The 11649-nt window shown below is 64.7% G+C and carries 12 protein-coding genes; 6 read left to right on the top strand and 6 right to left on the bottom strand.

The window, feature by feature from the left end:
- Complete coding sequence (locus tag GPA27_RS09055) at nucleotides 1–930, top strand: transglutaminase family protein (protein ID WP_169139681.1); 930 nt, start codon at nucleotides 1–3, stop codon at nucleotides 928–930.
- Here GPA27_RS09055 and GPA27_RS09060 read toward each other — a convergent pair.
- From GPA27_RS09060 to tssJ, 6 genes are read right to left on the bottom strand one after another with little or no spacing between them, the layout of a single operon-like run.
- Nucleotides 909–1856 carry a hypothetical protein gene (locus tag GPA27_RS09060; RefSeq protein WP_169139683.1) on the bottom strand — a complete coding sequence of 316 codons (948 nt, stop codon included), beginning with the start codon at nucleotides 1854–1856 and terminating at the stop codon, nucleotides 909–911. The two genes, GPA27_RS09055 and GPA27_RS09060, sit on opposite strands and share 22 nt — an antisense overlap.
- A 2-nt stretch (nucleotides 1857–1858) precedes the next feature.
- Complete coding sequence (locus GPA27_RS09065) at nucleotides 1859–2140, bottom strand: hypothetical protein (RefSeq protein WP_169139685.1); 282 nt, start codon at nucleotides 2138–2140, stop codon at nucleotides 1859–1861.
- A 19-nt stretch (nucleotides 2141–2159) separates the two neighbouring features.
- Nucleotides 2160–4943, bottom strand: a complete 2784-nt coding sequence (locus GPA27_RS09070) for a type VI secretion system Vgr family protein (protein WP_246261007.1) — start codon at nucleotides 4941–4943, stop codon at nucleotides 2160–2162.
- A 5-nt stretch (nucleotides 4944–4948) separates the two neighbouring features.
- Nucleotides 4949–5719: a type IVB secretion system protein IcmH/DotU gene (gene icmH, locus GPA27_RS09075; RefSeq protein WP_169139687.1), complete on the bottom strand. Its 771-nt coding sequence runs from the start codon at nucleotides 5717–5719 to the stop codon at nucleotides 4949–4951.
- Nucleotides 5716–7059 (bottom strand): type VI secretion system baseplate subunit TssK, encoded by a 1344-nt coding sequence (gene tssK, locus GPA27_RS09080; RefSeq protein ID WP_169139695.1) that lies wholly within the window; start codon nucleotides 7057–7059, stop codon nucleotides 5716–5718. Before tssK ends, icmH begins: the two co-directional genes overlap by 4 nt.
- Before the next feature lie 20 nt (nucleotides 7060–7079).
- Nucleotides 7080–7721 (bottom strand): type VI secretion system lipoprotein TssJ, encoded by a 642-nt coding sequence (gene tssJ / locus GPA27_RS09085; protein WP_169139697.1) that lies wholly within the window; start codon nucleotides 7719–7721, stop codon nucleotides 7080–7082.
- A 118-nt stretch (nucleotides 7722–7839) separates the two neighbouring features.
- Here tssJ and GPA27_RS09090 point away from each other — a divergent pair, with 118 nt between their 5' ends.
- The 5 genes from GPA27_RS09090 to tssE are packed head-to-tail and all read left to right on the top strand — an operon-like array spanning nucleotide 7840 to nucleotide 11649.
- Nucleotides 7840–8490 (top strand): tetratricopeptide repeat protein, encoded by a 651-nt coding sequence (locus GPA27_RS09090; RefSeq protein ID WP_169139699.1) that lies wholly within the window; start codon nucleotides 7840–7842, stop codon nucleotides 8488–8490.
- Between the two features lie 54 nt (nucleotides 8491–8544).
- Nucleotides 8545–9066, top strand: coding sequence for a type VI secretion system contractile sheath small subunit (gene tssB / locus GPA27_RS09095; protein WP_169139710.1), 522 nt, complete (start codon nucleotides 8545–8547; stop codon nucleotides 9064–9066).
- A gap of 5 nt (nucleotides 9067–9071) precedes the next feature.
- Nucleotides 9072–10550: a type VI secretion system contractile sheath large subunit gene (gene tssC, locus GPA27_RS09100; protein ID WP_169139718.1), complete on the top strand. Its 1479-nt coding sequence runs from the start codon at nucleotides 9072–9074 to the stop codon at nucleotides 10548–10550.
- Nucleotides 10551–10580: 30 nt separating this feature from the next.
- Nucleotides 10581–11117, top strand: a complete 537-nt coding sequence (locus GPA27_RS09105; RefSeq protein ID WP_169139720.1) for an Hcp family type VI secretion system effector — start codon at nucleotides 10581–10583, stop codon at nucleotides 11115–11117.
- Nucleotides 11118–11169: 52 nt separating this feature from the next.
- Nucleotides 11170–11649: a type VI secretion system baseplate subunit TssE gene (tssE, locus tag GPA27_RS09110; protein ID WP_169139722.1), complete on the top strand. Its 480-nt coding sequence runs from the start codon at nucleotides 11170–11172 to the stop codon at nucleotides 11647–11649.

The following is an 11649-nucleotide window of genomic DNA, read 5'->3' on the forward strand; positions in this document are numbered from 1 at the left end:
ATGCGCTACCACGTCCTGCACGCCACCGAATACCAGTACGAGCAGCCGGTGCAGACCGCCCGTCACCTGCTGCACCTCGTCCCGCAGCCGCTGCCTTGGCAGGCGCTCGAACGGCAGTCCTTGCGCATCGAACCCGAACCGACGACGCACATGCGCAGTGCAGACCCGTTCGGCAACCCGGTCGACCGCGTCGAATTCGCCGCTCCGCACGACCACCTGCGTGTCGAGAGCGAACTGATCGTCGCCGTCGGCGACCGCCCCTGGCTCGCCACGGCGAGCGACGGCCCCGCTTGGGAGCGGGTGCGCGATGCCTTGGATTACCACGCCGCCCTGCTCGGCGAAGCCGAGGCCGACGCCCAGCGCATGCGTTTCGAGTCGCCCGGCGTGCGCGTCAAGCGCGAACTCGAAGAGTACGCCGCTCCCTCGTTCGGTGCCGGCCGCCCGGTGATCGACGCCGCTCGCGACCTCATGCGCCGTATCCACGCCGAGTTCCGTTACGACCCGGACGCCACCGAAGTCGGCACCTCCGTCGTCGAGGTGCTGGAAAACAAGCACGGCGTCTGCCAGGACTTCGCTCACCTCATGATCGGCTGCCTGCGCTCGCGCGGGCTTGCCGCACGCTACGTTTCCGGCTACCTGCGCACCGACCCTTTGCCGGGGCAGGCACGGATGACAGGCAGCGACGCCTCCCACGCCTGGGTCGCTGTGTTCGTGCCCGAAGCCGGCTGGATCGAATTCGACCCCACCAACGACTGCCTCGCCGACGAACGCCACATCGTCCTCGCCTGGGGCCGCGACTTCGGCGACGTATCCCCTCTTCGCGGCGTCATCCAGGGCGGCGGCGAGCACACGTTGAAGGTCGGGGTTACGGTCATGCCCGAGGGCGACGGGGTCAAATTCACTACCGATCAGAGTCGCGGCGCCGCCTGATCCGGCGACCACTGCCAGTAGGTGTTGCCGTAATCGCCCCCGAGCGCCGGCATGAGTTCCCCTCCTTTGAAATACCGCCGGCTGTTCACTTGAGCGGGCGAAAACCACCAGCCGGCTTCGGGGCAGGGCTGACCGGCGGGGACGTTGGGGCGGCGGCGCTCGCCCGCGCCGCTCGACGCCTCGTTACCGGGCACGCCGTCGCCGCTGTCCGCCACACGCTCGACCAGTGTCCATACGGTGTCGACCTCGTCGATGTTCTGGCCTGTCTCGGGATCGTAACCGACCGAGGCTGACGTTGCATGGTGGCCAGCGCAGAAGAACTGGGCGCAACTGTCGTCGGCGTCTGGCAGATAGACGCCGGTGCCCTTGACCTCTTCGTCGGTGGCGACGCGGACTGCAGGATTGAGCCGGTAGATCGGCCAGGACGGCGGGGCATCCAGCGGGCCGCGACTGTCTGAGTTGTAGCGGGAGGAGAGGCTACCCTTGATCCAGCCTTTGAATGCGCTAAAAGCGATGTTGCCGGCGTAACGACAAGCGATTCTTCCGGATTCACAAAATCGAAATGCGCAGTGTTCGGGCATCCAGTCATAGGTAAAGTCTCGCCGCTGGCCGGCGAAGGCGGAATTGACGCCGCCTGCAGTGGCAATCGCAGACGAGTCGCCGCGCTGCAGGTCACGATAGGCCTCCTCCAATCCTTGGAGCGTGTCGCGGAAATTGGGTAGCACCACGCCACCCCAGGTGATGTCAGGCTGTTGCCAGCGCGGGTGCTGGCGGTAGTCCGGCGGCAGCGTGCGCACGAATTCGGCCAGGCCTTCCTCGGCCGCTTGCACCGTGTCGGCGAAGGCGTCGCGTAGCTTCTTGAAGTACTCCGCGCTGGTGTAGCGTTCAATCAGGTAGATTTCCTGCGGGATCAGGGGAGAGGGCATTTTTACTTGTCCCAGTTGTTCGTGAGCGTCGGTATACCGACCAAATTTACATGTTCGCCGAAATTGCTATAGCCCCAATTGGTGGGCTGACGTCTACCGAGATGGGCCGTGTCAAGGTCGGCAGGGTCGAGCACAATCTGCCGGCCGCCCCCCGCCGTCCAGAAATAGTTTCCCTTGTCATCCGCCTTCACGGGATTATTCGCGCGGTCCCTGAGCACTTGCGATGCGGTTTCGCCCTCCCACACTTTCAGCGGCGGCGGCATACCATGCAAGCGCGTTTTCAAGTTCTTCCCACATGCCGTCTCAACCCATCCTGCTTCGAGCCGCCGCGACCAGATCGTGGAGTGTGCTCCAAGGCTTCTCCGCGAGCGGCGTGCGTTGTTCGTATTCGACGCGCAGAGCGTTTCGCGGGACGCCCTCATGACGGGCAAATCCATTGCCGTCGAGTTTTCCGTCGATGACCTGATTGCCCTCGAAGTGGATCGTGTAACCCTGGCCGACGAACGCCTCGCCCTCGGCGTCGAAGTGGCTGATCTCGATCCACTCGCGCATTTCGGTCTGACTGGAAGGGAGTGGGGCTAGGCTGGCATGCCCCCGCGCCGGTCCCTCGAACGCGTGCCCCGCCCCCTTCACCGAAAACGTCCCCGGGCAGGCGAAGGTAATATCCCCGCCCTGCAGCGTCACCGATGACTGCCCGGCTTGCAGCACGATGCGGTCCTTGGCGAGGACATGGATCTCGTCGTTCGAGCTGGTGATGCTTACCGACTGGTCCGCGAGGATCTCCATCGCGTCGGTGTGTGCCTGGATCGTCTGCCTGCCGGCCGCGGCGATGCTCCTGATTCCGCCGGAATGACTGAACCAGCTCGCGCCAGCGCCGACCGTGGCGCTGAAGCTGCGGGCGGCCGCGGCGTGAAAGTCCTTCTGTGTCGTCGCATGCAGGTTTCCGCCAGCGAAGTGCAGGGCGCTGGCAGGGGTGGACAGGCCGATGTCGTCCGGTCCTTCGGTGACGATGAACGGCCGCGGGAAACGTTCCGCAGGGGCGTCCGGATCGCGGCTCCCGGGTCGGGCCTTCCTGACATCCTGGCCACCGGCACTGCCGGTGAAGTGTCCCTCGCGTGTCGCGTCGAGGGCGTCGATAAAGGCGCTCTGGTTCCTGTTGGCGGTAAGCGGGCGGGCCGACTGCGCCGCCGCGGCGTCGGACAGGGCCCGCGCGGTGTGTTCGGCCCCCCGCAACTGGCCGACTGCCTCGGCAACGTCCATCTGGGTCGAAGCGCCCTGCGGGCGTGCCGTGGACGAGATCAGCAAGCCCTCGCCGGCGCGCAGGGCCAGCCAGCCGTCGGTGCGCAGCTCCAGGCCGGCGCCGCGCCACGGGCCGCGTGTGGCACTGCGTGGCGCCTGTTCGACGAGATGGCCGAGTGACAACTGGGATGCCGCGTGACTGCTGGCGAGCCGTGTACGAAGCTGTCCCGGCGTATCGTCGGCGAGCCATTGGTTGAAGCCCTGTCCGTCGCTTGAGTGCGTGTCGCTGTTCCAGCCCGAGATGACACCGGGGTGGTTGGCGCTGCTCGCTTCGCCTGCGCTGAAAGGAGGCAGGTCGGTGCCGCCGTAGAGTTGTCCGACGACGAGCGGGCGATCGATGTCGCCATCGATGAAGTCGATCAGCACTTCGGTGCCGGTTCGCGGCAGGAAGTGGCTGCCCCAGTCGGGGCCCGACAGCCATTCGGCGACGCGCACCCAGGTGCCGCTGCGCTCGTCGCCGGGCGCGTTTTCGTCGCCGTTCGCCAGGTCCGCCGTCGCAAGGCCGCCCGGGTTGGGGTGTTCGCCACGCTGCCAGTGGAACTGGATCCTGATGCGATGATCGCGATCCGTAGTCAGCGCGGCGCCGGCCTCGCCAACCACGAGGGCGGTCTCTGGCTGTGCGGCCGGTTTCCTGCGCGGCATCGGCAGCATTGGAGCTGCGGAGGGCTGCAGGACGAATTCGTTGCGGTAGCTTCCGCGCTCGATGCCTCGGACCGGCAGGAGTGCCGCAGCGCCGCTGCCGAGGTTGTTCGCGGCCCGGTGCTCGACGCTGAGGACGGCGAAGTTTGCGTTCTCGCCGATGAATTGGGCGTGGCCTTCCAGTTTGAAATGCGTGCCGGCGGCCAGGTCGCGCACGCTGCCATCACCTCTGAGACGCCGATAGCGCGCCTCATGCCCGGCAAGGGCGAGATCGGCGTGCTCGACGGCTGCAGCTTCCGACTCGTAGCGGTACGCTCCGCTGCCGTCATGCTCCTCGAGAGGGGGCAGGTGCTCGCCGTCGATGCCGCTGCGGGCCTGCGCGGCCGTTGCAACCAGTGTGCGGTAATCCCAGGAGCTGCGGTTGACGGCGTTGGTGCCGACCCGATGCTCGTCCGCCAGCGTCTGGATGGTGTCGTCGATTTCGGTTGCGTCCGCGCGATGGAAGCGGATGCGGTCCTGAGGCCGCGGCGCAGGTCCGGCATGGTGGTCGAAGAGAACGAGGCAGTGTCGTGCGCGTTCGGCGGCGGTGTCGTCTTGCTGAGTCTGTTCGTGCTCGAAGCGGAATGAGATGCCTTCTTCCGCGAGCAGTCGCAGGAGAAAGTCGAGATCGCTCTCGCGGTGCTGGATGCAGAGACTGCGCCGGCGCAACGTCCGGGTGACATCGAAACGCCAGTTCGCGTGCATCCGATAGACCGCGAACAAGGTGTCGCACAGGCCGCGCAGGTCGAGATCCTGATACACGCGGCTGCGCCGTCCCTGGGCGAACAGCGCGAGCCAGGGTTCGAGCGTGAGGCGGTAGCGCGCGAGCCCGCCGTCACTCCCGAGTGGCGCCGAGTGGGTACAGTACCCGTGCCAGGTACGCAGGCTGCCGTCCGCGAGCCGCAAGCGCAGGGCGAATTGCGTGCCGAGCAGTTCGGACAGGGGGAGGTAGGCATCCGTTGCGATGCAGTCGACATCGAAGCGGAACAACGCATTGACGGCTTCGTATCCCGACATGCTTTCGACGAGCAGTGGCGCCGGTACCGCCGAGCGGATCTCGATCAGCCGCGAATGCTGGGACAGCAATGCCTCGAAAGCGGTGCCTTGCATCGCGTTCAGGGCAGGGTGATGGTGATGTGGGGTCGCTTCGCGGCAACCTTGATGATGTCGCGGTACTCGGCGAGGGTTGCCTGCGTTTCGTGCGCAAGGTGGGTGCGGATTCCCGTGTACGCGACCAGCGCGCTGAGTGCCACCACCGCCACGGTGACCCATGCGGGCAGGCTGCGCCGCAGTTCGTGCGCAATGCTGTCCGGGCGGGCGCCGTGGGGGGCGAAACTCGCCTTGCGGCCCTTGATGTGGGCGATCTCCTCCCCGAGGCGGGCCGTCAGGTAAGCCAGCTTCTCGGGGCCTTCGAGCAGGTACTTGCCGCGAAAGCCGAGGAGCAGGCACATGTGAAACACTTCCAGTGCCTGTATTCGCCGCGCGCCGGCGTCGCGGGCCGCACCGAGCTTGTCGAAGAAGTATTCCCCGGCGAGCTGGTCGCCGAACAGACTCAGCTGCAGCGGACGCCGCTCCCAGTCGTCGCGGATCGAGAGGCGCGAGGACAGGATCGCCTCGTCGACGGTTGCGCAGAAGGCATATTTGGCGTCGAAGATGTCCTCGGGCGCGAAATCCTGTTTCTTTGCCTGTCGTTCGAAATCGGTGAGGAAGCCCGTGACGCTCTCGGAAAACTCACGCGCGTCGCGCGGCGTCTTGTTGTTCTTCAGCAGGAACACCATGTAGAACCCCTCGTAAAGCAGGTCCGCAAGGGTGCTCCCGGCGGCGGAAGATGTGTGCGTCGCGCGGGCAGGGGCAGTTTCGGCGAAGATCGACGGATTGGCGTTCATGAAAGGACGGCGATGAGCTCGAGCTTGAGTTCGGGGTAGCCGGCCGGCGCGTAGATCGTGATGCTGCGCGCCTTGAGCATGCGTTCGTAGAGGGGGCCGTGCGGATCCAGGCTGAAGTAGCAGGCTCCCGGGCGCACCGGGATGGCGGGCGGTACCTGGGCGCAGTGCGTGAGCGAGACGCCGCCCATCGCCGAGAGCACGAGCTTGTCGACGTCGTCGGGCGCGCCGGTCTTGAAGCGCGCGGGCACCGACTCGATGATCTCCGACAGCGGCAGCGTTGCCGACACCGCGAGGAAGAACCGGGTGTCTTGCGTGATCTTGTCCGAATCGACGCGGCCCAGATGGAACGACGGTTTCTGCTCGTCCAGGCTGATCGCGAAATAGCGCGTCGAGATCACGGTTTCGAGCAGATTGCGCAGTATCCCGTCGATCTTCGCGAAGCACGACGAAGGTCGTCCGTGCTCGTAGGCGGGCAGGTCGGCGAGCGTGTGCGTCTTCGAGAACGTCATCAACCCGCCCGCCAGGCGCAGCAGTTCCTGATACAGGCGCTCGGGGTGGAGCGAAGGATTCCTGTGGATGTGAGCGAGGGCCGCAAAGGCGCTGCTTGCCGTATGCAGCAGCCAGAAGGATGCGATGTCGCCGGAGCGGAATTCGATCACATTCTTCGACGGTTCGCGGTGGAAGCCATATAGGGCGTCGACCTTCGCCTGCAGCGAATCGAGCAGGCGCCGCAGCATCAGGTGCAGGGCCGGAGCACCGTCCACGCGCAGGCTCGGCGCGATGAAGCCCGGGTCGATCTCGTAGCCGTTGGTCGTGGTCCTGCGGATGCGTACGAGGGGAAGCGTCAGGTACTGATCCGGCGCCTGTGTGCCGGCGATCAGGCGTGCCTGCTTGCGCAACACGCCGACTTCGGCCTGGACCGCGTCCGTGTACAGGTCCGATACCTGGCAGGTGTCGAGCACGTAACGGCAACCGGTGGCGTTGCCGTCGCCTGAGTCGTAGTTGTTGCCGAAGTCGCGCAGGTGGTGGAGCGCCAGGTACAGATCGACGTGGCCGGCATCCCAGTCGAGCTGATCGAGCGCGAGAGGTGGCGGGAGACGGTCCTCCCCCGGCGCGAGATAGATTTCGCCATCGGGCAGCACCACGTCGAGACGGTCAATGCGCAATGACCCGCTCGCGAGCGCATCGCGATCGAGCTCCAGCGCGCGTACGCCCCAGGCGAAGGGTTCGGCCGTCAGCATGGCCCTGCGGATGCCGGTCTCATGACGCGCATCCTGCTGCTGGAAATGTTGCGGGCGAAGGAAGAGTCCTTCGCCCCAAAGGATCTTGTGGGGTGTCACGGTGTTCGGTGCTTCCTAGGTCAGGTACAGCGGACGCCCGACAGCGAGCGGACGGAGGCTGTTGTTGCGGGTTGGGCGAGTTCGCCCGTCCCGGTAGTCATCGCGCAGGCGTGGAATGCGACCGCGATGCCGGTCTTCTGCGATGCCTCGCGATCGAAGGCGAGTTTCCAGCGGTGTGCGGCAGGGCGATGAAACTGTGCCGCGACGCCTATCACCTTCACCTGGTCGGGCACCTGTTCCTCGAAGCGGTAGGTCCTGCCGGGCAACAGGGTCAGCTCGCGCACTGACACCAGATCATCCTGCAGCGCACCGCGTTCGGATTCGGGCGTGCTGGCCTGTGCGTCGGTGAGACGGGCAAAGGCCGTGTTGCTGCGCAGCTGATAGATGCGCACGACGAGGGCGAGCGCTTCGCCGTTCCGCGTGGCATTGGTCGCGGGGCCTGTCGAAAGGGTCATTGCGACCGGATGCACGGCCTCGGTGGCGGGCCTTTGGTCGGCCTTCTTCAGCCCGGTCGCTTCCAGCGCCACGCCCGCCACGGTTCCGGCGATCTGCAGTGCCGACACGGTCGAGCAGCCGGCCGCCAGCGGAGTCAGGATGGCAGTCAGCGCGGCAAGCAGGGGGGCGGGCAGGCGCCTCGTCGATCCTGCACAGGAATTTTTCATTGACGCACATAGCATAAAAAAGAATGCCAAGAGATTGCGTTTTGTATCGATGCAAATGTACTATGCCGAGCTTTGCGGCGCAATGCCGTTATGACAAAACAATGTTTCGGGGTTTGTAATGACGATCGGAAATCCGGGAAAAGTGGCTGCTCTGGCGATGGCTCTGCTCGTTACGGGGTGTGCATCGACGCCGCAGAAGATGTCTCAGGACGATTATTCGCAGTACCTGAAGACCACAACCGTGCAGGTCGATCAGCTGCTTGCCGAGAGCAAGCGGGATGAGGCTGTAGGCCTGCTGTCGAAGGCAGCGGAACTTGGTCCCGAGTCGAAGGAGCCGTGGGTGCGCATCGCGCGGATCCAGTTCGACGGCGGCAAATACGGCGAAGCGATCGTGGCGTCAGGAGAGGTGCTGCAACGCGACCCCACAGACCGCGTCGCCAAGAGCGTGCGAGCGGTGAGCGGACTGCGCGTGGCCACGGAATCCCTGGCGGATCTGCGCAACGACACGGAAATGACGGGGTCGGCGCGCGGCGATGCCGTTGCGCTGGCCAAAGTGATGCGCGAGTCCCTGGGCGAGTCGGTACTCATTCCTCCGCCCTCGCCGGAAGAGCTTGAGACGCGCCGACTGGAGGAAGAGCGCCAGAAGAATCTGAAGCCGAAGGTCAAGCCGAAAGCTCGCGTGAAGAAGACCATGCCTGCCGCGAGCGCAGGGCAGCCGCCCGCAGCGACTGCCGCGAGCGGTTCGGGTCCGTTCGGCGCGCTCAAGTAAGCGACACCGACGGGGGCGGCGCAGGGCGCGCCGGTGACTTGCCAGGAGGCTATTGTGTCCAGGAAGGAAAGTATTCAGAAGCGTCTGCAGAAGGTCAGGCCGCCGCGTGTGCAGCTTACCTATGACGTGGAAAAGGGTGACGCCGTCGAACAGAAGGAGTTGCCGTTTGTGGCAGGCGTGCTCGGCGATTTCGCGGGCCAAAGCGAAGCTGGCGAGGCAAAGCTGCGCGACCGGAAGTTCGTTGCGATCGACGTCGATAATTTCGACGACGTGATGGACGCCCTCGCGCCGCGAGCGGCATTCCGGGTCACGAACCGGCTGTCCGACGAGGGCGGCGAACTGGCTGTCGATCTCACGTTCCGCAGGTTCGAGGACTTTCGCCCCGAGTCGGTCGCACGTCAGGTCGAGCCGCTGCGCAAATTGCTGGAAGCGCGCGCCCGGCTCGCGGAACTTCGCAACAAGCTGGCGGGCAACGAGAAACTCGACGACCTTCTGAGCGACGTCCTCGGCAACACCGAGAAGTTGCGCTCCATCGGTGCCAGTGTCCCCACCGGCGACGCGAGGGACGAGCAATGAGCACGATGGCGCAAGCATCCGTCGATCCGCTCGGCGGCGCGGCCGAAACTCCCCTGCTGGATCGCATCATCGAGGAGAGCCGAGTCGCCCGCTCGGAATCGGAACGCAGCCATGCGCGGGACATCATCGGCGAATTGGCCAGACAGGTCCTCGACGGCGAGGTCGTCTTGTCCGAGAACCTCTCCGCCTCGCTCGATGCACGCCTGGCCGATCTCGACCGGCTCATCTCGGCGCAGCTCAGCGAGGTGATGCATGCAGCGCAGTTCCAGGCGCTGGAGAGTGCCTGGACCGGGTTGCATTATCTTTGCCACCAGACATCGACGGGTCCCCAGCTGAAGATCAAGATGATGAACGCGACCAAGCGCGATCTCGTCAAGGACTTCAAGACCGCGATCGAGTTCGATCAGAGTGCACTCTTCCGCAAGGTGTACGAGGAGGAGTTCGGCACCTTCGGCGGCTCGCCCTTCGGCGTCCTGCTCGGCCAGTACGACATGACGCGCCAGCCGGAAGATCTCTACCTGCTCGAACAGATGTCACACGTTGCTGCGGCGGCGCATGCACCGTTCATCACCGCTGCCTCGCCCGAACTCTTTGGCCTCGAATCCTACGTCGAGCTGAGCAGGCCGCGGGACCTGTCCAAGGTGTTCGACACCGTCGAGTACGCGAAGTGGAAGTCCTATCGCGACTCGGAGGATGCGCGTTACGTCGGTCTCACGCTGCCGCGTTTCCTCGGGCGCCTGCCGTACAACCCGATCGACGGAACCACCACCGAGGGGTTCAATTTCATCGAGGACGTCGACGGTGCGGATCACTCGAAGTACCTGTGGTGCAACGCGGCCTTCGCTTTCGGGGCGCGCCTCACCACCGCTTTCGAGAACCACGGGTGGTGCGCGGCAATCCGTGGCGTGGAGGGAGGAGGGCTGGTCGAGGACCTGCCGGCGCACACCTTCCGCACCGGTGAAGGCGAGGTGGCACTGAAGTGCCCGACCGAAGTCGCAATCACCGACCGGCGCGAAAAGGAGCTCAGCGACCTCGGTTTCATCCCGCTCGTCCACTGCAAGAACACCGACTACGCGGCGTTCTTCGGTGCGCAGTCGACGCAGAAGGCACGGCGTTACGACACGGATGCGGCCAATGCCAACGCGTCGCTCTCGGCACAGCTGCAATACATCTTCGCCGTGTGCCGCATCGCGCATTACATGAAGGCGATGATGCGCGACAAGATCGGCAGCTTTGCCAGTGCCGCCAATGTCGAGATGTACCTGCAGCGGTGGATCGACCAGTACGTCACCGCTGACGACACGGCATCGCAGGAAACCAAGGCGCAGTTTCCCCTGCGTGAAGCCTCCATCGAGGTGGACGAAGTTCCCGGACGCCCCGGCGTCTACCGCGCCGTTTCATTCATCCGTCCCCATTTTCAGCTCGACGAGCTTTCGGTTTCGCTGCGGCTGGTTGCCGAGCTGCCGCAGTCCGGCAAGGCCTGATTGTTCGACTAATTCAAGGATCTGAAGGCAATGAAGGATATCTACATCGAATTCAAGGGCAGCGACCTCAAGGGCGATTCGCGCGACACCAAGCACAAGGACCAGGTCGAGGTGTATTCGTGGGCGCACAACATCCGCCAGCCGAAATCGGCGACGGCCTCGAGTGCCGGCGGGCACTCGGCCGAGCGCTGCGAACACGGCGAGATGATCTTCGTGAAGGATATCGACGGCGCCAGTCCCAAGCTCTATCAGGCCTGCTCCTCGGGACTCATCATCAACGACGCGATCGTGTATTTCTATCGTGCGTTTGGCGGCAAGAACACCACCGGCAATCCGAGCGGCACGCAGAACCGGCACCAATACCTGAAGATCGAGCTCAAGAACGTACTGATTTCTTCGGTGTCGCCGTCCGTGTCGAGCGAAGGCATTCCGAGCGAAACCTTCGCGCTGAAGTATTCGGCGGTGAAGTGGACCTATGACGAGCTCAATATCGACGGCAGCAAGTCGGGCAAGGTGAACATCCAGGGCGCCTGGAACCTTGCGAAGAACGCGCCGAGCCTGAGCTGATACGTCCGGTGCTTACGGGCGGCACAGATGCTGCCCGGGCTGCGTCGTCATCATGAAAGGGTTCGAGCCGACCTTCTTCGACAAGCTGTTCGACGACAGCCCGGCCGGCCCGGCCCGACCCGTTCTTTCGCTCGAACAGCTGAAGGACACGGTTGCCCGTGATCTTGAGGCCCTTCTCAATGCACGCACAACGGTGGATGAGTCGCTGGCGCTGTACCACCCGGAAGCGGCGCAATCGCCACTCACTTACGGGCTGAGGGATTTTGCGGCGATGAGCCTGAACAATCCGCACGATCGCGCGGCGATCTGCCGCTCGATCGAGACGGCAATTGCCCGTCACGAGCCGCGGCTGCGCAATGTCGAAGTCCGCCTCGAGCTGGATCGACGCTCGGTCAATGCGCTGTATTTTTCGATCAAGGCCCTGCTGGTTGTTCGTCCCGCCCGCGAGCCGGTGAATTTCGACGCGTTGCTGCAGCCGACAACCCTGCTCTATTCGGTCAATCGGCAGGCTCCGCGAAGCGGTCAGAATTGA

The organism is Aromatoleum toluolicum (assembly GCF_012911005.2).
Lineage (GTDB): Bacteria > Pseudomonadota > Gammaproteobacteria > Burkholderiales > Rhodocyclaceae > Aromatoleum > Aromatoleum toluolicum.